This window comes from Lawsonibacter faecis, from assembly GCF_014287675.1.
GTDB classification, from domain to species: domain Bacteria; phylum Bacillota; class Clostridia; order Oscillospirales; family Oscillospiraceae; genus Pseudoflavonifractor; species Pseudoflavonifractor faecis.
This window is the reverse complement of sequence record NZ_JACOPQ010000018.1, coordinates 45,507-64,931: the sequence shown is the minus strand read 5'-3', so window position 1 is coordinate 64,931 and position 19,425 is coordinate 45,507. Positions and strand designations below refer to the sequence as shown.

Here is a 19,425-nt window from a genome sequence, read left to right as displayed (position 1 = left end):
ATGGGCTGCGTGGGCCTGGCACGCGGGGCTGGACGTCCGTGCCGCACTCATCGGCCCCGGCGTCCACGCCTCCCACGGCATGGAGCTTGATGAGAACAGTCCAGACCGGTCCCTTTTGGCCTGCGGACGCCTCGGACCGTTTTATGTCAATCCGCCTCTCCCTCCGCCGCGCCGAGCAGCCCGTCGGCGGTATAGCTGTTTTTTGCGTTCCACAGTATCCAGTCCGTATACCCCGCGTCATAGACCGCCTGGATCTGCGCCCGAAGCTCCTCGCCGCCATAGGTGATGTGCCCCTGTACCCAGGTGGCGGTGAAGTCCTGGAGCCAGACCCGCACACCGGGCCGGTCCTCCTCCCCGGACATGTCCAGTACCGCCCGGGATTTTTCCAGCGCGCTCAACACGGTCTGATACGGCTCCCGGTCGGGCACCTCCAGACCGAAGGCCCCGCCTGCATAGTGGGAGGGATAGACCATGGGGCAGAGGAAGTCCGCCACCCCGCCCATCCGCGCGTAATCCTGACCGATCAGCTCCCCGTCGGTCCTGCTGGTAATGACGGTGCCGAACACGTCGGCCGCCAGCCACACCCCCCGTCTGTGGAGGGCCTGCCCCGCCTGCTCCAGAAAGGCGAGCACCGCGTCCTCCCGGCTCATCTCCCCGGCGGCCGCCCCATAGTCCGCATCCCGGGCACCCTTCCCGGTGGGGAAGCGGACGTAATCGAACTGCACCTCGTCAAAGCCCGCCTCCGCGGCCCCCAGGGCCACCTCAATCAGGTAATCCCAGACCGCCTGCTCGTAGGGGTTCACCCACGCAAGGCCCCCGCCCTCGTCCACGGCGGAGCCGTCCGCCTTTTTAAGGGCCAGCTCTGGCCGGGCCCCGGCCAGAACCGGGTCCTTAAATGCGGCAATCCGGGCAATCGTGTATACCCCATGCTCCTTCAGCCGCGCCACCAGGCCCGGCAGATCCCGGATGTAGCGCACGCAGGCCCCCATCTCCACCGCCGTACCCCCGTCGGGCCGGTAGGTGAGATTCCCCTCGTCGTTCTTCACATCAATGACCACCGCATTGAGCTCGGTACTGTCAATCAGCTCCAGCAGCGCGTCCATGTACGGGTCCCCTGCCACAGGCCCTGAGATATAGATTCCCCGCAGGCTCTCCGGCGGCTCCGGGAACTCCGGCGCGGACGGCTCCGGCGTAGGCGTGGGCGTGGCCGCCGGAGACGGCCCGCTCGTCAGCACCACCGCCGTCGGCGCGGGTGCCGGCGTACAGAACATGGAGCGGATCAGCCACACCGCCGCGCCCAGGAGCGCCAGGACAAAAACGACACCAAGAATCACGCCGGCCTTCCCCCGCCCGCCGCCGGAGTAGCGGGAGCCGTACCCCCGCCCGCGATAGGAACCGCGCCGCATAAACGCTCACCCCTCCGCCGCCCGTTTTATCGCGCGGCATCTTTTCGTGTTATTTTGATTATACCCCCTCCCATTCGACTCGGCAAGACGCTACCACCCATTTATCTAACCGCCGCCGCAGCGTTATTGCGAGGTCCCCGGCTCACAATAATCTGTTCCCGTTGCCCGTCCCATGCCAAAAAACAGCCGGACCACGACTATGTCGAGGTCCGGCTGTTTTTTTAACTGATAACTGTCGTCAGGTCATGGTAAAGAGCATCTTGGCGACCTCGCCCCGGCGGAGGCTCTCGCCGGGCATGATGCGGTTTTCATAGCCGCCCACCACGCCCTGGCCCACCAGGGTCTTGACGTGCTCCAGCGCCCAGTCGGGCACGCTGGCCGCGTCGGTGAAGGTGAGCTCCACCGCGGTGTACCCCCGCTCCTGGATACGGCCCAGGAGGGTCATGGCCTCGGCCCGGCTGATGGTGGCCGTGGCATTGGCCTTCAGCACCCCGCCGTCCATGGTGCCCTTGAGATACCCCAGGGAGTACATGGCCTTTACCCCGCTCAGCGCCCAGTCGGGAATCTCCGCCGCGTCGGCGAAGGGCAGCTCCACCGCGTCGTACTGACTCAGGTCCACGCCCAGCCACCGGGCGGTCATGGCGAAGAACTCGCCCCGGGTAATAGTCCGGTCGGGTTGGAACTGCAGGGTGCCGTCGGCCTCATTGGGCACGCCGGTGGTAATGCCGTGGTCGTAGAGGTAGACCGCAAAGGTCCCGGCCCAGTGCTCCGCCGTGTCGGTGAAGACCGCCTCCCGCTCAGCCGACGCCGCCACGTTGGCGGCCCCGCGGCCGATGTTGCCCGAAGCGTCTGTCACGTTGACCCCAACCCGGTGCATCCGCCCGTCTCCGGCGGGGAGGGTGGCTTTCATGGTGCTGGCGGCGGCGTCCCAGGTGAAGTCTATGCTCTTGCCGTCGTAGGTCAGCGCCACCTGGCTCTTATCAAATTGCTTGTCGATGTTGTCGGCGGCCACGGCCTGGAGGGCTGTGCCGGTGAGGGACAGGGTTACCACCGGGGCGGTGGTGTCCTGAATGGTCTCATTGGAGGTGGTAATCTGGTCCACCCGGAAGGTACCGGCCCCCTTGCCCTCTGCGCCGCCGTAGATAAGGTTCAGCGAGCGGAGGCTCTCGGCGTTGTCCGGCAGCCTGGCGGTGACGAACTTCCAGCCGGAGCCGTCCAGGCTGGTGAGCACCACTTCGCTGGTGGCCCCGTCCTTGTCGGCGATGGTGGCGGTGAGGCTGTTGCCCGAGCCGTCCCCGTAGACCCAGAGGTTCAGGTACCGCTCTCCGGCGGCGATGGTCAAGGTGGTGGGCAGGCTGGCAGCGCCGGTCCCACCCGCATTGTAGTCCACCCGCAGGCTGTGGGCGCCGTAGCGCACATAGTCCAGATTGCTCTCCCAGGAGGCGGCGGCGCCCTCGGTGGAGGTCACCGAGTCAATGCCGCTCTCGAAGCCGTCCAGGGTCTTCACATGGCCTGCTACGGCCACGCTGATGCTCATACTGGTTCCTCCCGCCGTCACGGTGAGGGTGCCGCTGGCGCTCTTCTCCCCGGCGGTGATGACGCCGTTCTGGTCCACGGTTCCCACCGCGCCGTCCAGGGTCCAGGTATAGCAGGTATCGTCGGAGGTCAGGGCCAGCTTCTTGTAGACCGAGTTGGCCTTCAGGTCCAGCACCTCTCCCGGCTCCAGGTTCAGCGCGGTCACCGCCGCGCCATTGGTCTCATTGGTCAGACTGATGCTGTCCGGCTTCTTCACCACTGTCATGGCGGCGCTGCCATTGGCCTTTCCGGCGCTGGCGGTCACCTGGGTCACGCCGTTCTCACCCCCGGCGGTGAATACCCCGTCGGCGCTCACCATGCCATCCCCGTTCTGGATGGACCAGACCACATTCTCGCTGCTGGTCATGGGGTAGTAGACGGTGTCCAGGGGCGTTGCTGTGAGGGTCACCTTGGTCCCCGAGAGGAGCAGATTGTCGCTCGGCGTGACGTAGAGACTGCCCAGCTCCCCGGTGGCCTTGGTCTCGGTAGCCAGGAAGATCGCCACGCTGTTGGCCCGCTGACTGCCGTCGGAGGGCTTGTTGAGCACCCCCAGGGCGCTGTCGGTGGGGTAGGTGGCGCCGATGGTCGTGGAGCCGCCGCCGTCCAGGCTCACCGCGTCCACGCAGCCCAGCTCCACCATGCGCATGGCCACCTGGGTGAGGGTGGCCCCCACGCTGTAGCCCGGCTGCTTGCCGTCGATGGTGTAGAACACGGCGGTGCCGTCCGCCTTCACGCCGACGGCGGAGTAGGCGGTCCGCTCGGCGGGCAGATTCTTTTCCGCCTGCCCGGCGGTCACCAGCTTGTGCAGGCCGCCCATGGCCTGGTCGGCCTCTGTCCAGGGCTGCTCCGGGGTTGTGATGTCCACGTCGATGGTGTCACCCGCCTGGAGGGCACGCAGCTCGGCGATGAGGTAGGGGTCGCCCTTTCCATTGATGGACAGGACCGCCTTGCCCGCCGGGATGGCAGTTGCCCCGGCGGCCTCAAGGACCTGCTCCACCCGGTATGTGACCCGGCCGCCCACGGTAAGCTCGGCGCTCTGAAGCAGGCTGCCCTTCACCTCGGAGATGGGCTCGGCGCTCTCGGTGGGCGCGGGCGGCTCGGTGAGTCCGTCGGAGCTGACCACGTCCCCGCCGTCCCCGCTCTCAGCCGTGCTCTTGGGCTGGTCCTGCCCCTTCTCCGACACGTCCAAATCCACATTTACCGTCTGGCCCACGTTGTCCACCACGGGAACCAGAATCACGTCCACCCCGGCGCTGGTGTTCTGGGTGGTGGCGTTGAAGTCCTCGGTGTAGAGGGTGTAGCCTCCCAGCTCCGTGCGGACCTTATTCACGCCGCCGCCCACAGAGAACGTGTTGCCCCGGAAGGTGGCGGTAATGGACAGCTCGGGCTTGCCGATAAAGGCGGTGCCGTCCCCGCGGAAGCCCACTCCGTAATAGCCGAAGTCAATATTGCCCGGCGCGGAGCGGACCACCCCGTCGGTGATTACAACGCCCAGGGGCGCGCCGGTGGCCATCACGTAGAGGTCGCCATTCATGCCGCCCACCAGACGCTTGCCCTGCTGCTCCAGAGTCTGGGCCATTGCGGTGAGGGTGGCCCGGCTGGTCACCTTGTCTCCGTACGCCACCACGGGCTGCACGTTCCGGTTGGGGCTGTACGTGAAATACCGCTCGGTGCGCAGGTCCGAGTATGTATCGCTCCAGAAGATCTGCTTGGTGAGGCTTGTCCCCACCGACAGATCCACGCTGGTCCCGTGAATCTCGTGGCCCAGCGCCTCCGAGGCGGACGCCAGAGGGGCGAGCCCCAGTACGACGGCCAGCGCCATTGCCGCCGTTTTTCTCATTTTGTGCTTCATGTGTTCCTCCCAAATACGGAAACGGTCAAAAAGATACTGCTGATTTATTATGTTAACACAAACGGGCCTGTTTGTAAACAGGCCCGGCCCTGTAATCATGCGGTTTTTATCGCCATTTTTCCCTTCTTTTATACCGCCCCGCCCGATGCCTGCACATCGCACGCGGCCCCGTCCTGCGCGAGCGCAGGGCGCGGCTCGCCTACGCTCGCGGAGAAGGCCCATTCTCCTCTGGCCTGCCGCCGCCTCCGAACTCCTCTTTCGCCTTCGGCATCAGCTCGGAGAGGCTGGCCTTCTCCTGGGCCTCGAGCAGGGCGCCGATCAGCTGGTTGGAGAGCAGGAAGCCCTTGGTCGTAAAGTGCCAGCGCCGGTCCTGCCGGGCCACCCAGCCCTGGTGCTCGAACTCGGCCAGCTTCTGCTCAATGGGCTCGAAGTTCATGTAGTACTCCCTGCGGTACTCCCACTCCTCGATGCCTCTGGCGGTGCGCATACGCAGCATGAGGTACTCGCCGCCCCGCTCCCGCTTGGGGATGAGCTCAGACTCCTCCACGATGGCGTCTCCGCTGAGGACCCCGTCGATATAAGCGTCCAAATCCCTTTTGAAGGAGTAGCGCCGCCCGCCGAAGTCGGAGTGGGCCCCCGGCCCCAGGCCGATGTAGGGCTTGCCCATCCAGTACTTCAGATTGTGCCGGGACTGGAAGCCCGACCGGGCGAAATTGGAGATCTCGTACTGCCGGAAGCCCGCCTGCCCAAGCCGCTCTACGGTCCAGAGGTAGCAGTCCGCCTGCGCATCGTCGTCGGGCAGAGACTCCCCCTGGGCCACCCGGGTCCAGAGCGGGGTCCCCTCCTCCACCTTCAGCCCGTAGCACGAGAGGTGCTCCGGCTTCAGGGCCAGGGCCTTTTCTAACGTCTCCCGCCAGGACGCCTCGTCCTGGCCGGGCAGGCCGTAGATAAGATCCAGACTCAGGTTTTTAATCTTCGCCCCCCGGGCCGCGTCCACCGCAGCCCTCACCTGGGCAAAGTTGTGGGGCCGGTGGATGGCGGCAAGCTCCCGGTCACAGGCGGACTGCACCCCCAGGGACAGCCGGTTCACCCCCGCCCGCCGCAGAAGGAGCAGCATCTTCCTGTCCACGCTGTCGGGGTTGGCCTCTACCGTAACCTCCACGTCCCGCGCCACCAGGAACCGCCGGCGCACCGCCGCCAGCAGCTCGGAGAGCCGCTTGGCGCCGTACCAGCTGGGCGTGCCGCCGCCGAAGTAGACCGTGTCCACCTGATACCCCTTGGCGAAGGGCGCGGTCTCCTTGATGTGTGCGAGCAGGGCCTTCTGGTACTGGTCCATCCGGTCCTCCCGTCCCGCCAGGGAGTAGAAGTCGCAGTAATCGCACTTGCTGCGGCAGAAGGGAATGTGGATGTAAATACCAAGCTTTTCGATCATAAGGGGTCCCCCGATTTCTATAAGGAATCTCTAAACTAAGTTATTATAATATGTCCGCCCTCAACACTCAAGGCCGTATCTGTGAATTTTTAGCTTTTCCGCACTCCGTGCTTGACAACTATGTAAAGTATGCTATACTTATTGCTGTAAAGCGCGCTTTACAGCAACCGGCCATACCATGGCCGGCCGGAAAGGAGGTCTGCGTGTGAGAAGCCGCATCGCCGAGCTGCGAAAAGCAGGGCGGATCACCCAGGAGGAGCTGGCCGACGCGGTGGGCGTCACCCGGCAGACCATCATCTCACTGGAAAACGGGCGGTATAACGCCTCCCTTCTGCTGGCCCACAAGCTGGCCCGGTATTTCGGTATGTGCATTGAGGACATATTCCTGTTCGACGAGGAGGACGCGCTATGAAAGACCGCAGCTGCAAGCCCAATCCCGCGCTGGGCGCGGGGCTGCTGCTCTCCGCGGCGGCACAGCTCAACCACCGCTCCGGGTTTCTGCCCGGCTTTCTGTCCTGTTTCCTGACGGGCCTCTCCATCGTCCTTATTCTGCTGGGCATCATCAGCGCGGACGAGCGCCGGGCCGCACGCCTGCGTGCCTGGAAGCATCGGCTTTTTAAGGGGGGACATTCATGCTAATCAAGCTCTTTTCCGCCGGTCACGGCGACTATAAAAAGGTCCTTCAGCGCCGAAGCATCCTCTTTATCCTGCTGGCAGTCCTGGGCGGGTGCACCATGGGCGCCTCTTTTGTTCTGGCGTGGCTGGACGTGGCCCTGCCCTCCTTCGTCCTGGGGTTTTACGGCGGGGTGGGCCTGGGTGTGGCGGGCTTCAGCGTCGTGGGTCTCATCGGCACCCGGCGGCTTTTGAGGGATGAGAAAAAGATGCGTGCCGAGGAGATTAAGGAGACCGACGAGCGCGGCAGGGAGGTCACGCTCCGGGCCGCCTCCGCCACGGTCCTCATCCTCATGGTGCTGGCCTACGTGGCGCTGATGATCGCCGTGGCGGTCAGTCAGGCCGTCTTCTTTACCCTGCTGGCCGCCATTGCGGCGTTCTTCGTGGTGTTCCTCTCCGCCACGGCCTACTACAATAAAAAGCTGTGAGCGCCCAGCCGCCCCGCCGCCTGGCCCTCACCGTCACACCGGAGCAGGCGGGCCGGAAGATCGATACCCTCATGCGCACCGGCCTGGGCCTCTCGGGCACGGTAATCCGCCGGGTGAAGTGGCTGAGCGACGGGATTCTGCTTGACGGCGTCCGGGTCCATACCGACGTCCGCCCCCGTGCGGGCCAGGTCCTCTCCGTCCTGGTGGCCGACGGCGTGCGCCGCAGCGGTATTGTCCCAGCCGCCGGAGCGCTGGATATCGTGTATGAGGATGCCGATATCCTGATCCTCAACAAGGCCCCCGGCGTACCCGTCCATCCGGGTCCCGGCCACTTTTCCGATACAATCGGTAATTTTCTGCTGGATTATTACGATAAAGAGGGTATTCAGGCCGATTTCCACCCGGTCCACCGGCTGGACAAGGGTACCAGCGGCCTGCTGGTGGTCGCCAAGCACCCTCACGCCCAGGAGGCGCTGAAAAACGCTCTGCACACCCCGGACTTCCGCCGCTTCTACCTGGCGGTGTGTGAGGGGGTTCCCCAGCCGCCCGCCGGGCTTATCGACGCCCCCATCGGCTCCGTGCCCGGCTCCCTCATCGCCCGGCGGGTGGCTGCCGACGGCCAGCCCTCCCGCACCCGGTACGAGACGCTCCGAACCGCCCATGACCGCGCCCTCCTCCGCCTGGAGCTGGAGACCGGCCGTACCCACCAGATCCGGGTCCATATGGCCCACCTGGGCCATCCACTCACCGGGGATTTCCTCTACGGCACGGAGGACCCCGCCCTGATCTCCCGCCCCGCCCTTCACTCTGCGCAGCTGCGCCTCCTCCATCCCGTCACTGGAAAGCCGATGACCTTTACGCTTCCTCTGCCCGCCGATATGGCACGGCTTGTGGAGTAGATGGGAGGCCCTTATGAGACGTTCGCATTTCCTGCTTCTGATCCCGCTGCTTTTGGGCGCTGCCTGTATCGTGGTCAATCTCCTTCTCGTCCCCCTGCCCGACCCGCTGGTCCGCGCGGCGGGCGCGGTGCTGCTTCTCTCCCTCTTTTTGTTCGTCTTCACCCTCGTCCGCGCCCGCAGGCCTGACTGAGGCGCAACCGCGCAGAAAAGCCCGGCGCCATCCGTTTTGGATGGCGCCGGGCTTTTTCCCCGTACACCGAAACGCGCGGGGAAGGCTCCCACAGCCGGCTGTCGGCGGCAGCACCCTGGACAAGGTGTCCGGGCGTCCCTTGCCTCTTTTAAAAAAGGACGTGGGGCGGTTTAGGCCGGTTCAATCCAACCGGCTTTTCCATTTTTCCCTTCTTCACTTTACCGCCGCCGTCTCCAGTCCGCACATCCGTCTCCACTTCCCGCTTCTCCACCGCACGGTGCAGAGGATGCCCCGCAGGACCAGGTCGGCGCTCATGGCAATCCACACCGCCTCCAGCCCCATGCGGAACACGAACACCAGGATGGGCGCCAGCACGATGCGCACTCCCCACATACAGATGAGGCTGGCCGCCATGGGGAAGCGCACGTCCTGTCCGCCCCGCAGGGCCCCGGTGAAGACGATGGACAGCGCGAAAAAGGGCTCCGCCACCGAGACAATCCGCAGCACCAGCGCCGCCTGATCCACCACCGCCGGGTCGGAGTTAAAGAGGGTGGCCAGAGGACGTGCCAGCAGGAAGAGGAGGGCGCCGGTGCCCAGGCACAGGAAGAAGCCCAGCCTGCCCGACAGCGTGCCGTACCCCTCCGCGTCCTCCCGGTTCTGGGCCCCCACCGACTGTCCCACCAGAGCGGTGGCTGCGTAAGAGATGCCGTAGGCCGGCATGTAGCAAAGCCCCTCCGCCGTGGTGGCGATCTGGTTGGCCGCCAGGGCCACCGTGCCCAGGGAGGCCACCAGGGCGGTCATGGCGATCTGGCCCAGGTTAACCGCCGCCCGCTCCGCCGCCGAGGGGAGGCCCAGCCGCACCGCCTGCCGTAAAATGGCCCGGTCGGGCCGCAGCCCTTCCGCGCGGAGGGAGACCCGGAAGCGGTCCCCCTGCCGCAGGGCGCACCAAAATATTGCCGCACCTGAGACCGTCAGGGCGATGGCCGAGGCGATGGCCGCCCCCGTGGCACCCATACCCGCGCCGGGGATGGCGAAGCGCATGCCCAGGAAATCCCCCCGCCGCGTGGGATAGATAAAGAAGAAATTGAGGATGATGTTCAGCACGTTTGCCATGGTGTTGAAGAGCAGGGGCGCCTTGCTGTTGCCCATGCACCGCAGTACGGCGGAGAAGATGAGTCCCGCGGCGGTGAAGGGCATGGCCGCAGTATAGCACCGCAGATAGGCCACCGCCTGGGGGTAGACGTCCGGCTCCGCACCCAGCCAGAGGGGAATAAACCCGGCCAGAAGCTGGTAGAGGAGCAGGGCGGCGCAGCCGCAGACCAGGGTGCCCAGCACCGCCTGGCGGATGACAGCCCTGGCTCTGCTGTCGTCCCCCGCGCCGATGGCGTGGGACACCAGCACCGAGAAGCCCACCCCTACCCCCGAGAGCACGCCGTTGATGAGCCAGAGGGACGCCGCGTTGACCGACACGGCGGCGGTGGCGGCCGCCCCCAGAGCACCCACCATGGCGGTGTCCACATAGCTGACCATTGTGGCCAGCACCTGTTCTATGATCGCGGGCCAGGAGAGGCGCCACATGGTCCCCATGCGCCCTCTCCCCACCCGTTGATTCCCTTCCATGGAAACATCCTCTCCAAACAAATTCAATCAGTGCATCCCCCTGGCGGGTGCTGCCGCCGCAGGCGGCCCAGAGGCGGCGTTCCGCCGCCTCTATACACCCGTGAGGTCAAAATTGGGGATAAACCCCTCGGTGGCGGACAGCAGCTCCTGGGTAAACCCGTCCAGCCCGGTGGCGGCGAAATACGTCTCCGCCGCACGGATCTCCGAGGGCCTGACCCGGCGGTTGATCTCGGGGAACGCCGCCGCCCGGCCCAGGGGGACGTACTGGCTCATGAGGGAGAAGAGCACCGTGTGGGGCGGAAAGGATTCCGCCGCCCAGTCCATTACGGCCTTGGCCTCCCTCACCCGCCCGGGGAGAATCAGGTGCCGGATGAGCACGCCCCGCTTGAGCAGGCCTTCCTCCAGCACATACGGTCCAGTCTGGCGCACCATCTCCCGGATGGCCGCGGCGGCAATTTCCGGGTAATCCTCCGCCCCGGAGTACCGCGCCGCGCCGGCGGCGTCCAGGTATTTGAGGTCGGGCAGATAGACCTGCACCTTTCCCTCCAGTCCCCCCAGGGTTTCCACGCTGTCGTACCCGCCGGAATTCCATACCACCGGGACCTCCGGCGGCTCTCTCAGCGCCGCCAGAATTGCGTGGGCGAAGTGGGTGGGGTTCACCAAGTTGATGTTGTGCGCCCCCTGGGCGGTCAGCTCCTGAAAAATCTCCCGCAGACGGGCCGCGGATACGGTCCTGCCGAAGTTCCCGTGGCTGATACCCTCGTTCTGGCAGAAGACGCACCCCAGCGCGCAGCCGGAGAAGAAGACCGTCCCGGACCCCCGGGTCCCCGAGATGGGCGGCTCCTCCCAGGGGTGGAGGCCAGCCCGGGCGAGCACAGGCAGGGCGGGCATCCCGCAGACGCCCGCCCCAGCCGTATCCGTTCTTTCCGCCCCGCATCTGCGCGGGCAGAGCCTGCAAATCATGCCCTGTGCTCCCTTCCGTGTTTATCCGGCGGGCCGCCGTGTCCCCGCCCTTACCGGTTGACCTCGCACTTTTCCGTGCGGCCCATGAGCCAGCCCACGGAGACTTTGTAATAATCCGCGATTTTCAGCAGATTATCATAATTCGGCTGAACGCCGCCATCCCGTCTATCAGGTCTCTGCGCCCAGGAGCGCTTTGCCCGGGGTCTCCGTCTGGGCTATGGAACGCCCTCTGACGGCCCGCGGTCCCATCCTGTCTTATTTTTACTTGCCCGGCCCCAGATTGCCTTCCTTCCAGTGCTTCCTGCACAGGCCGATATACCGGTCGTTGGCCCCCAGCACCACCTGCTCGCCCTCCTTGAGGACCTTACCGTTCTCGTCGAAGCGGGCGTTGCAGATGGCCTTCTTGCCGCACCAGCAGATGGTTTTGATCTCCTCGATGATATCCGCGCTGGCCAGCAGCTCCTGGGAGCCGGGGAACAGCTCCCCCTTGAAGTCGGCCCGCAGGCCGTAGCAGATGACGGGCACGTTCAGCTCATCCACCAGGTAGGTGAGGTACTGCACCTCCTCCCGGCTCAGGAACTGGGCCTCGTCCACAATGACACAGGCGTAGGGCTTCAGCTCCTCCCCCGTCATCTCCCGCAGCTCGGAAAAATAGATGCAGGGGTGGCTCAGCCCCGCCCGGGAGGCCACGAACCGCGCCCCGTCCCGCTGGTCCACCGAGGGCTTCACCAGCAGGGAGTCCTGCCCCCGCTCCTCGTAATTATAGCGCACCATCAGCGCGTTGGCTGTCTTGCTGGAGCCCATGACCCCGTAGCGGAAATACAGCTTTGCCATCCGTTCCATCCTCCATTTTAAAAAGCTCCCCCTGGCGTCTGCCCCCCAGTAAAAAGGGCCGCCGTCCCCGGCGGACAGGGGCGCTTCACATCAGCTTTTTCAGCAGCCCCAGGCCCTTCCCGCCGTAGGGCGGGTAGCGCACGGGCAGATCCAAAGCGCCCCGGCGCACCACCGTGCGGTAGTGGGTAAAGGTGTCAAACCCGGCCTTCCCGTGGCAGGCCCCCATGCCGCTGGCCCCCACGCCGCCGAAGGGCACGTTGGGGTTTGCGAGATGCACCACCGTGTCATTGACGCACACGCCGCCCGAGGGCACCATGCGCAGGATCCGCTCCTCCGCCCGCCGGTCCCGGGTAAAGAGATAGAGCGCCAGGGGCCGGGGCTTTTGCTGCTGCCGTGCGAGCAGCTCCTCCAGATCGGTGTAGGTCAGGATGGGCAGCACCGGCCCGAAAATCTCATCTCCCATCACCGCGTCCGTCTCGGTAACGTCCACCAGCACCGTGGGCTCAATGCGCCGGGTCACAGGGTCGCTTTTCCCGCCGATGGCCGTCTTCTCCCGCTGAATCAGCCCGTTTACCCGATTAAAATGCTTCTCGTTGACGATTTTGGGCAGATCGGGGCTCTCCAGCGGGTTTTCTCCGTATAACGCACGGATTTGCTTTCCCAGCTCCTCCACCAGCGCGTCCCGCATCCCCTCCGGCACCCAGACGTGGTCCGGGGCCACGCAGGTCTGCCCCGCGTTGAGGAACTTGCCCCACGCCAGCCGCCGGGCGGCCAGCTTCAGGTCCGCGTCCTCCCCGATGATGACCGGGGACTTGCCCCCCAACTCCAGGGTCACGGGGGTCAGAAACTCTGCCGCCGCCCTCATGACGGTCCTGCCCACCTCGGTGGACCCGGTGAAGAAGATATAATCGAAGCGCTCCTCCAGCAGGGCGGAATTTTCCGCCCTGCCCCCCTCCACCACGGCGGCGTACTCCCGGGGGAAAATATCCGAGATCAGGGCCTTCAGCACCGCCGAGCAGGCTGGGGCATAGGCCGAGGGCTTTACCACCGCGCAGTTCCCCGCCGCCAGGGCGGAGATGAGGGGCACCAGGGTGAGCTGGACCGGGTAGTTCCACGGCGACATGATAAGCGCCACCCCATAGGGGTCGGCCACCACCCGGCTTTTCGCCGGGAACAGGGCCATGGGCGACGGGCGGCCCTTGGGCGCGGCCCAGCGGGTCAGATGGCTCTTGGCGCAGCGCAGCTCCGCCAGAGTCATCCCCACCTCGCAGGCGTAGGACTCGTAGGGGGCCTTGCCCAGGTCCTCCCGCAGGGCGGAGAGCAGCTCCCGCTCGCGGCTTACCACGGCCCGCTCCAGTTTCTCCAGCATGTCCCGCCGGAAGCCGACGCTGCGTGTCGCACCGCTGTTCCAGTACCGCCGCTGGGCGGAGACCAATTCTTTCAAGTCCATAAGCCCCTCCTTATTTTAGAGCCGCTCCTCCACCAGATGCGCAAAGCTCTGGAAGGCATTGGGCACCGCGTAGTCCCGCCGCAGGGCGGCCCGGTCCGCCCAAATCCACCCCTTTGGCAGGTCGTTTTCCTCTATATAGACGATCTGGGCGGTCATATGCCATTCAATATGGGTAAAAATATGCTTTCCCACGCCGCCATACTGCGTGCCGACCGGGTGAACACCCCAGGTCTCCAGCGGATGATCCACCGCTTTCAGCTCATTGGGGTACTCCCATAGCCCGGCCAGCAGGCCTCTGGCCGGGCGGCGGCGCAGGGCCACCCGTTTTTCCCCATTCTGCGTAAAAATGAGGAAAACCCGGCGTTCCTCGGTCCGCCTCGCGCGTTTAGGCGCCTTTACCGGCAGCTGCGCTGTTTTTTCCTGCAAGAACGCGGCGCAGAAGGATTTTGCGGGGCAATTATCGCAGTTTGGCGCGCCGTTGGGCACACAGACCGTAGCCCCCAGCTCCATCATGGCCTGATTAAAGTCCCCCGGCGCGTCCCTGGGGATGATTTGCAGCAGGGCCTCCCGCATGCGGACTTTCGTCTCGGGCCTGGAGATGTCGCTGTCGTCCCCCGTGATGCGGGAGACCACCCGGAGAACGTTGCCGTCCACCGCCGGGACGCTGACGCCGAAGGCGATGGAGGCGATGGCCCCCGCTGTGTACTCCCCCACCCCGGCCAGGGACAAAAGCGTCTCATAGGTCCGGGGGAACTCCCCTGCGAAGCCGTCCACGATCTGCCTGGCGGCCTTTTGGAGGTTCCGGGCCCGGTTATAGTACCCCAGGCCCTGCCAGAGCTTCATCAGGACGTCCTCCTCCACCCGGGCCAGGGCCTCCACGGTGGGCAGGGCGTCCATAAAGCGTTGGTAGTACCCCAGGACCGCGGCCACCCGGGTCTGCTGGAGCATGATCTCGGACACCCAGACGTGGTAGGGCGTGGGGGCGCTCCGCCAGGGGAGGGTGCGGGCGTTCTCCCGGTACCAGGAGAGCAGGGGGATGGGCAGTTGTTCCAGTATGTTCAAATGGGCGCCTCCAAGAAAACAGGGCGGCACGGAGGCCGTCCCCTACAATTTATGCTATTATATAATGCGTGAAAATAAATTTCAATGGCGGCGATCAAAACAGGCTCCCCGATTATCTAATGGGTGAACAGGGACCTGATTCCATACTTCGTGCGGCGCGTCTGAGCCGGGACCGTCTCAGGGCACGCCGCAAGGGAGGGACCACATTGGAGCAAAATGAATACGCCCTTCGGGCGGACGGCCTGAAGGAGCGGCTCTACCGCACGGCCTGCCTCTACCTGCGCAGCAAGTCCCAGGCGCTGGACGCGGTGGACGAGGCGGTCTATAAGGGCCTGCGCGCCTGCCACAAGCTCCGGGAGCCGGAGTATTTCACCACCTGGCTCACCCGTATTCTCATCAATGTATGCAATGCAGAGCTGCGGCGGCATAAGCGGGAGCTTGCGGTGGAGGAGCTGCCCGAGACGGCGGCGGAGGAATTCGACGCCCTCCCCCTCCGGGATGCGGTGGACCGGCTGCCGGAGGCGTTGCGGGCGGTGGTCATCCTGCGGTACTTCACGGGCCTCACCCTGGCAGAGACCTCCGCCGCCCTGGAGATCCCCCAGGGCACGGTATCCACCCGGGCCAGGAAGGCCCTGTCCCTCCTGAAGCTGGAGCTGAACGACGAGGAGGCGCGGTAAATGGACCGAATGAACGAATATCAGGCGCTTTTGCAGGCGCTGAGCGAGACCCCGCCCGCGCTGGAGGGGTCCGTGGCCCGGGCAAAGGCCAAGGACCGCAGGCGCAGGGCGGGCCGCTGGTGCGGCATCCCCATGGCCAGCCTGGGCGGGCTGGCGGCGGCCTTCGTGCTGCTGGTGAACTTCTCCCTGCCCTTTGCAAGGGCCTGCGGCAATATCCCCTTTTTGAAGGACCTGGCGGCGGCCGTGGCCTTCTCCCCCAGCCTGAAGGCCGCGGTGGAGCACGACTATGTACAGCCCATCGGCCAGAGCCAGACGGTGAACGACGTCACAATGACGGTGGAGTACCTGATAGTGGACCAGAAGCAGGTGAACATCTTCTTCTCCCTCAAGAGCGACGCCTATACCGCCCTCTGGGGCGACCCGGAGGTGCTCGAGCCGGACGGAGAGACCGGGGGCCGCTCCGTGGGTTGGCGCTCCCCCGAGGACGGGAGCGGCCTCCAGCAGGTGGTGGTGAACTATCTGGAAGGCGACACCCCCGACGCGCTGACGCTGAGGTTTAAGGTAATGGGGGATCGGGAGCGCGCCCCCGACGAGCCCATCCCAGCCCCCGACGCTCTCAGCAGGATCGGCGGAGAAGCGCTACCGGAGCGGGAGTACGTGGCCGAGTTCACCTTCGACCTGGGCTTCAACCCCGCCTTCACCGAGACGGGAGAGACTATCTCACTGGGCACGCCCTTCACCCTGGACGGTCAGGATTTTACCGCCGATTCGGTGGAGATCTACCCCACCCACGTGCGGCTTAACCTCTCCGCCGACCCGGCCAACACCGCCTGGCTCAAAGGGCTGGACTTCTACCTCACCGACGAGAACGGGAACCGGTATGACAAGGTCTCCAACGGTATCAGTGCCACCGGCACTGGGCATGCGGGGGGCATGACCTCCTTCCGTCTGGAGAGCAGCTATTTCGGCAGGGCGGAGCACCTGACCGTCCACATCGCCGGGTGCACCTGGCTGGATAGGGACCGGGAGTACGTCACGCTGGATCTGGCCCAGGGGAAGGCCCTCTCCCCCCCTGCCCGACGGCGTGACGCTGGGGGCGATTACACGTCGGGGGTCCATGGCCAATATCATCCTTTTCGGTAAGGCGCCGGAGGGGAATGACGAAACCCACCTTATCTCCTATCAGATTGCCGCGAGCAGTTACCGGACCCCCGACGGAGAGGAGCACGCGATCAACGCCTTCAGCTCCAGCCACAGCGGCGAGGTTATGCCGGCGGACGGCTCTGTTCTGAACGTACCCGAGGGGTGCTTTGCGGAGCAGTTTCAGCTCGTCGGCTGCACAGCGGACACGGTGGAGCTGAAGATGGTCTTCTCCCGGATGAGCACATTTGAGACGCCGGTGGAGATTCCTGTAAAATAAGATCGACAGGGCCCCCGGGCGTATGCCCGGGGGCCGCAGGCTGTCTGTACGGATGGCGCCGGGACGGCGGAGCGGCACAGAGACCGCCCCGCCCGCGTTCGTCTGTTTTCGGCAAGAGCGCAGCAGGAGGCCGCACATTGCCCCACGGTCACGGACGCAGAAATTGCGGCTGGTCAAATATCCTACGGCTCTTACAGCTTGACGGAGACGCTGCTGGAGGAGATGCGGACGCTGTTCACCATGGCTGTCAGCAGGGCGTCGTCGTCGGAGAGCAGCGCGATCATCTCCATGGAGTCTCCGGTGATATAGAAATAGGACACGCACTTCAGGCTGATGCCGTTATCGGCCGTCAGGGTGCCGGTGGTGCGGTAGGCCGCGATGGCGCCGAAGTTCACTGCGGTGGACGCGCTGTCGCTAAATGTCAAGCCGGAATTCTTGTAGATTTCCGTCAGCAGGCTGTTGAGCGTTTCGGAGGGCAGTGCTGTGACGGAGATGCCTCGGTAGGCGTCGTCCTGCACGGAGCTGAGGATTGCCATACCCGCGTTGAAAAATACGCCCATCCCATCCTCACCGGCCTGCGCGTCCTGGGGCAGCGCCAGCACCACATTGTCGCTCCATTCCCAGTCCTCCAGCAGGGTGACGCTCTTGCGGGAACCGGCGATGGCCACCCGGGCGATGATGGCGGCGGACTCGGCCCGGGTAATGGTGGCATCCGGCTTGCAGGTGCCGTAAATGTCGCTGCCGGACAGAATGCCTGCCTCGTAAAGCGCAAAAATTTCGGCGGCGTGGGGCGTCGTCTCGTCCACATCGGGCAGGGCAAGAACGTTGTTGATGGCCGGCAGGGCCGAGGCGGGGAGCGCGTTATAGAAGATGTAGGCCATCTCCGCCCGTGTGACCTTGGCGGTGTAGTCGGTAAAGTCGCCCCCAGCGATGATGCCCTGGGCCACGGCATAATCCACGTAGGGCTGATACCAGGGGGAGCCGTTGGTGAGCGTGCTCCCGCCGGTGGTGAACACCTCGTGGACCCGATCGGCCATCACCAGCGCCTCGGCTACGCTCAGAACCCCGTCGGGGTTAAAGGTGGTGGCGGTGGCGCCCTTCATCAGGCCGTATTCAAAGCAGGTCTTGACCGACGGCGCCGCCCAGTACGACTCGGGCACATCGGTGAAGCCGCCGGTATATTCGGCGGTCTTCTGAAAATTATCCAGGCTGTTTTGCGCGGCGGAAGCGGGCACGGACAGGCTCAATACCAGGCAGATGGCCAGGGCGGCGGACAGCAGCTTTTTCATACATTCACGGTTCCTTTCTCTTTTTACTGTGATTATCATATTATATCATATTTTCCAGCCGCCGCATAGGCGTCAAATGTAAATTTCGGGTGCGGCTGACGGTCAGGGCCGTTCAGTCCCCCGCGCCGTAAAGAACCCGGTCTCCCAGCCACCCATCCCGGATGCGCCAACGGGCGGAGCGGGCGCAAACCCAGCTGAACTGCTGTCCATAGGGGGGATGCCCGGGGTCGAAGCCGATGGCGTCGGACCACCAGAGCATCCCCTCACGCCAGTAAAACTCCGCCCGGATAATGGAGCAGTCGTACTCCTCCCCGGCGGGTTCCAGGTGGAAGCACTCCACGCCGTCAAAGGCCAGCTCAATGGCCGCGGGCCCCTCCTCCTGCCGCTGGAGGAGGAGAATCAGGGTCCTTTTGTCATTGTAAGGCCACATGGCCAGCTCCTCGTCCACATAGGCGCCGCTGACGTAGCGCACCTCTTTCACGCAGCTGTCCTTAAAGTCACCAAAGAGGTTCACCAGGCCGCTGCCCCCGTCCTGTACGATCTCGTTCCAGTCGCCCATCATTGGAAATCCCTCCCTTACGATATAAGGCCAGTGTACCACGCAGCCGGCCCAAACCGCAACGGCCCGGCTGAAAAAAGCACTCATCCGGGGTATCCCGGATGAGTGCTTTTTTCAGCGCTCTCTCAGCGCCTCTTCCACCAGCTCCACGGCCTCTATCACCATACGGTCGCAGTGACACTTGCGGTCCTCGCCGCACTCCACGGCCTTTTTCAGCAGGCCGGCGCACTCCAGACAGCCGTTCTTGTCCCGGAAGGCCTTCATAAAGGCCTTGGCCGTGCTTTCGTCCTTCCCGGCCATGCCCAGAACCATCAGCGCCCCGGTCACAGCGCCGCAGGTGCCCCCGTGGCGCATTCCGCCGCCGAAATGTGCGCCCAGCGCCCCGGCCTTCCCTCGGTCCAGACCGCACTCGGGCGCAAAGGGGATCAGCACGGTCTGGCAGCAGTTATAGTGGACGTCCGGGTCGCCTCGCAGGGCGTGTACTTGTTGAATTTTATCCATATCGCTCTTCTTTCCTTCCTGTTCCCGGGGAGCGTCTCCCCTCATCCGCCGGCAGAGCCGGCGCCCTTCCCTGGTGGGGAAAAGGCTTAGTCTGTATTATCGGTCAAGCACCATCTGCCCGTATTGCAGAAAACGGAACCCCAGGCGCTCATAGAGCCGGATGGCCCCCTTGTTGGCGTCAGTGACCTCCAGGCGGATACGTCCGCAGTCAGGGTATTCCGCCATTACATACTGGAAGACCCGGGTGCCGTACCCCTTGCCCCGGCAGGACTCCTTGAAGTAGAGCTCCTCAAACATGAGGCAGTGTGCCCCCACCTCGGCTGAGTAGTAGCGGGTCACGTAGGCGTACCCCACCGCCGCGCCGTCCTCCAGGAGGAGCAGGCCCCGGAGCATGGGCTCGGCAGGATCGGCGGCGGCGCGGAGGGAGCGCTCCAGAATGGCGGAGTCCACGTCGTGCTCCACGGCGCTGCTGTGGTAGAACTCCTGCACCATGGGCAGGACGGTATCGTAGTCGCTGATGGCGATATCTCGTATTTCAAACATAATCTAATTCTCCTTATATACAGTAATTCACTAACTGCGGGCCGCCGGAGGGC

At 64.8% G+C, this 19,425-nt stretch carries 20 protein-coding genes; 8 read left to right on the top strand and 12 right to left on the bottom strand.

Features of this window, described 5'->3' with window-relative positions; translation table 11 throughout:
- Nucleotides 1–146: 146 nt before the first annotated feature.
- From H8S62_RS16630 to hemW, 3 genes are all read right to left on the bottom strand, one after another.
- Nucleotides 147–1,406 carry a putative glycoside hydrolase gene (locus H8S62_RS16630; RefSeq protein WP_186920311.1) on the bottom strand — a complete coding sequence of 420 codons (1,260 nt, stop codon included), beginning with the start codon at nucleotides 1,404–1,406 and terminating at the stop codon, nucleotides 147–149.
- 238 nt (nucleotides 1,407–1,644) lie between these two features.
- Nucleotides 1,645–4,833, bottom strand: a complete 3,189-nt coding sequence (locus tag H8S62_RS16625; RefSeq protein WP_186920310.1) for a phosphodiester glycosidase family protein — start codon at nucleotides 4,831–4,833, stop codon at nucleotides 1,645–1,647.
- A gap of 199 nt (nucleotides 4,834–5,032) precedes the next feature.
- Nucleotides 5,033–6,265, bottom strand: coding sequence for a radical SAM family heme chaperone HemW (gene hemW, locus H8S62_RS16620; RefSeq protein ID WP_155149089.1), 1,233 nt, complete (start codon nucleotides 6,263–6,265; stop codon nucleotides 5,033–5,035).
- A 205-nt stretch (nucleotides 6,266–6,470) separates the two neighbouring features.
- Here hemW and H8S62_RS16615 point away from each other — a divergent pair, with 205 nt between their 5' ends.
- Genes H8S62_RS16615 through H8S62_RS16595 form a run of 5 tightly spaced genes read left to right on the top strand, consistent with a single transcriptional unit; the run spans nucleotide 6,471 to nucleotide 8,454 of the window.
- The gene (locus H8S62_RS16615; protein WP_173023913.1) at nucleotides 6,471–6,677 is read left to right on the top strand and encodes a helix-turn-helix domain-containing protein; all 207 of its coding nucleotides are present in this window, start codon (nucleotides 6,471–6,473) and stop codon (nucleotides 6,675–6,677) included.
- Nucleotides 6,674–6,904 carry a hypothetical protein gene (locus H8S62_RS16610; protein WP_155149094.1) on the top strand — a complete coding sequence of 77 codons (231 nt, stop codon included), beginning with the start codon at nucleotides 6,674–6,676 and terminating at the stop codon, nucleotides 6,902–6,904. The genes H8S62_RS16615 and H8S62_RS16610 overlap by 4 nt, the downstream gene beginning before the upstream one ends.
- Complete coding sequence (locus tag H8S62_RS16605) at nucleotides 6,898–7,365, top strand: hypothetical protein (RefSeq protein WP_155149096.1); 468 nt, start codon at nucleotides 6,898–6,900, stop codon at nucleotides 7,363–7,365. Before H8S62_RS16610 ends, H8S62_RS16605 begins: the two co-directional genes overlap by 7 nt.
- Nucleotides 7,362–8,264, top strand: coding sequence for an RluA family pseudouridine synthase (locus H8S62_RS16600; RefSeq protein WP_173023914.1), 903 nt, complete (start codon nucleotides 7,362–7,364; stop codon nucleotides 8,262–8,264). The genes H8S62_RS16605 and H8S62_RS16600 overlap by 4 nt, the downstream gene beginning before the upstream one ends.
- 13 nt (nucleotides 8,265–8,277) lie before the next feature.
- Nucleotides 8,278–8,454, top strand: a complete 177-nt coding sequence (locus tag H8S62_RS16595) for a hypothetical protein (RefSeq protein WP_155149098.1) — start codon at nucleotides 8,278–8,280, stop codon at nucleotides 8,452–8,454.
- A gap of 213 nt (nucleotides 8,455–8,667) precedes the next feature.
- On the opposite strand, the gene H8S62_RS16590 is transcribed toward H8S62_RS16595, so the two are convergent.
- The 5 genes from H8S62_RS16590 to mutY form a co-directional block, all read right to left on the bottom strand.
- A complete protein-coding gene (locus H8S62_RS16590; RefSeq protein WP_186920309.1) occupies nucleotides 8,668–10,074 on the bottom strand; it encodes an MATE family efflux transporter in 1,407 nt (468 codons plus the stop codon).
- 90 nt (nucleotides 10,075–10,164) lie between these two features.
- On the bottom strand, nucleotides 10,165–11,037 hold the full coding sequence (locus tag H8S62_RS16585) for a radical SAM protein (protein ID WP_186920308.1): 873 nt from the start codon (nucleotides 11,035–11,037) through the stop codon (nucleotides 10,165–10,167).
- Nucleotides 11,038–11,298: 261 nt separating this feature from the next.
- Nucleotides 11,299–11,871, bottom strand: a complete 573-nt coding sequence (locus H8S62_RS16580; protein WP_155149104.1) for a thymidine kinase — start codon at nucleotides 11,869–11,871, stop codon at nucleotides 11,299–11,301.
- A gap of 85 nt (nucleotides 11,872–11,956) precedes the next feature.
- Entirely contained in the window at nucleotides 11,957–13,321 is a 1,365-nt protein-coding gene (locus H8S62_RS16575) for an aldehyde dehydrogenase (RefSeq protein ID WP_155149106.1), read from the bottom strand.
- A gap of 15 nt (nucleotides 13,322–13,336) precedes the next feature.
- The gene (gene mutY, locus H8S62_RS16570) at nucleotides 13,337–14,383 is read right to left on the bottom strand and encodes an A/G-specific adenine glycosylase (protein ID WP_186920307.1); all 1,047 of its coding nucleotides are present in this window, start codon (nucleotides 14,381–14,383) and stop codon (nucleotides 13,337–13,339) included.
- A 206-nt stretch (nucleotides 14,384–14,589) separates the two neighbouring features.
- Between mutY and H8S62_RS16565 the strand changes: the two genes are divergently transcribed.
- The 3 genes from H8S62_RS16565 to H8S62_RS16555 are packed head-to-tail and all read left to right on the top strand — an operon-like array spanning nucleotide 14,590 to nucleotide 16,480.
- Nucleotides 14,590–15,060 (top strand): sigma-70 family RNA polymerase sigma factor, encoded by a 471-nt coding sequence (locus H8S62_RS16565; RefSeq protein WP_186920306.1) that lies wholly within the window; start codon nucleotides 14,590–14,592, stop codon nucleotides 15,058–15,060.
- Nucleotides 15,061–16,203, top strand: coding sequence for a DUF4179 domain-containing protein (locus H8S62_RS16560; RefSeq protein ID WP_186920305.1), 1,143 nt, complete (start codon nucleotides 15,061–15,063; stop codon nucleotides 16,201–16,203).
- The gene (locus H8S62_RS16555) at nucleotides 16,178–16,480 is read left to right on the top strand and encodes a hypothetical protein (RefSeq protein ID WP_186920304.1); all 303 of its coding nucleotides are present in this window, start codon (nucleotides 16,178–16,180) and stop codon (nucleotides 16,478–16,480) included. The genes H8S62_RS16560 and H8S62_RS16555 overlap by 26 nt, the downstream gene beginning before the upstream one ends.
- Before the next feature lie 191 nt (nucleotides 16,481–16,671).
- On the opposite strand, the gene H8S62_RS16550 is transcribed toward H8S62_RS16555, so the two are convergent.
- The 4 genes from H8S62_RS16550 to H8S62_RS16535 form a co-directional block, all read right to left on the bottom strand.
- Nucleotides 16,672–17,769 carry an S-layer homology domain-containing protein gene (locus tag H8S62_RS16550; protein ID WP_173023545.1) on the bottom strand — a complete coding sequence of 366 codons (1,098 nt, stop codon included), beginning with the start codon at nucleotides 17,767–17,769 and terminating at the stop codon, nucleotides 16,672–16,674.
- Between the two features lie 112 nt (nucleotides 17,770–17,881).
- Nucleotides 17,882–18,331, bottom strand: coding sequence for a hypothetical protein (locus H8S62_RS16545; RefSeq protein WP_186920303.1), 450 nt, complete (start codon nucleotides 18,329–18,331; stop codon nucleotides 17,882–17,884).
- A gap of 111 nt (nucleotides 18,332–18,442) precedes the next feature.
- Complete coding sequence (locus H8S62_RS16540; RefSeq protein WP_186920302.1) at nucleotides 18,443–18,829, bottom strand: C-GCAxxG-C-C family protein; 387 nt, start codon at nucleotides 18,827–18,829, stop codon at nucleotides 18,443–18,445.
- Nucleotides 18,830–18,925: 96 nt separating this feature from the next.
- Nucleotides 18,926–19,372, bottom strand: coding sequence for a GNAT family N-acetyltransferase (locus H8S62_RS16535; protein ID WP_155149121.1), 447 nt, complete (start codon nucleotides 19,370–19,372; stop codon nucleotides 18,926–18,928).
- Nucleotides 19,373–19,425 lie beyond the last annotated feature (53 nt).

What these genes read in the sequence shown, in the direction of transcription:
- H8S62_RS16595 (WP_155149098.1), top strand. Translation starts at nt 8,278, where the DNA reads ATGAGACGTTCGCATTTCCTGCTTCTGATCCCGCTGCTTTTGGGCGCT.
- H8S62_RS16580 (WP_155149104.1), bottom strand. Translation starts at nt 11,871, where the DNA reads ATGGCAAAGCTGTATTTCCGCTACGGGGTCATGGGCTCCAGCAAGACA.
- hemW (WP_155149089.1), bottom strand. Translation starts at nt 6,265, where the DNA reads ATGATCGAAAAGCTTGGTATTTACATCCACATTCCCTTCTGCCGCAGC.
- H8S62_RS16610 (WP_155149094.1), top strand. Translation starts at nt 6,674, where the DNA reads ATGAAAGACCGCAGCTGCAAGCCCAATCCCGCGCTGGGCGCGGGGCTG.
- H8S62_RS16625 (WP_186920310.1), bottom strand. Translation starts at nt 4,833, where the DNA reads ATGAAGCACAAAATGAGAAAAACGGCGGCAATGGCGCTGGCCGTCGTA.
- H8S62_RS16605 (WP_155149096.1), top strand. Translation starts at nt 6,898, where the DNA reads ATGCTAATCAAGCTCTTTTCCGCCGGTCACGGCGACTATAAAAAGGTC.
- H8S62_RS16540 (WP_186920302.1), bottom strand. Translation starts at nt 18,829, where the DNA reads ATGGATAAAATTCAACAAGTACACGCCCTGCGAGGCGACCCGGACGTC.
- H8S62_RS16585 (WP_186920308.1), bottom strand. Translation starts at nt 11,037, where the DNA reads ATGATTTGCAGGCTCTGCCCGCGCAGATGCGGGGCGGAAAGAACGGAT.
- H8S62_RS16630 (WP_186920311.1), bottom strand. Translation starts at nt 1,406, where the DNA reads ATGCGGCGCGGTTCCTATCGCGGGCGGGGGTACGGCTCCCGCTACTCC.
- H8S62_RS16560 (WP_186920305.1), top strand. Translation starts at nt 15,061, where the DNA reads ATGGACCGAATGAACGAATATCAGGCGCTTTTGCAGGCGCTGAGCGAG.
- H8S62_RS16550 (WP_173023545.1), bottom strand. Translation starts at nt 17,769, where the DNA reads ATGAAAAAGCTGCTGTCCGCCGCCCTGGCCATCTGCCTGGTATTGAGC.
- H8S62_RS16575 (WP_155149106.1), bottom strand. Translation starts at nt 13,321, where the DNA reads ATGGACTTGAAAGAATTGGTCTCCGCCCAGCGGCGGTACTGGAACAGC.
- H8S62_RS16545 (WP_186920303.1), bottom strand. Translation starts at nt 18,331, where the DNA reads ATGATGGGCGACTGGAACGAGATCGTACAGGACGGGGGCAGCGGCCTG.
- H8S62_RS16535 (WP_155149121.1), bottom strand. Translation starts at nt 19,372, where the DNA reads ATGTTTGAAATACGAGATATCGCCATCAGCGACTACGATACCGTCCTG.
- H8S62_RS16555 (WP_186920304.1), top strand. Translation starts at nt 16,178, where the DNA reads ATGGCCAATATCATCCTTTTCGGTAAGGCGCCGGAGGGGAATGACGAA.
- H8S62_RS16590 (WP_186920309.1), bottom strand. Translation starts at nt 10,074, where the DNA reads ATGGAAGGGAATCAACGGGTGGGGAGAGGGCGCATGGGGACCATGTGG.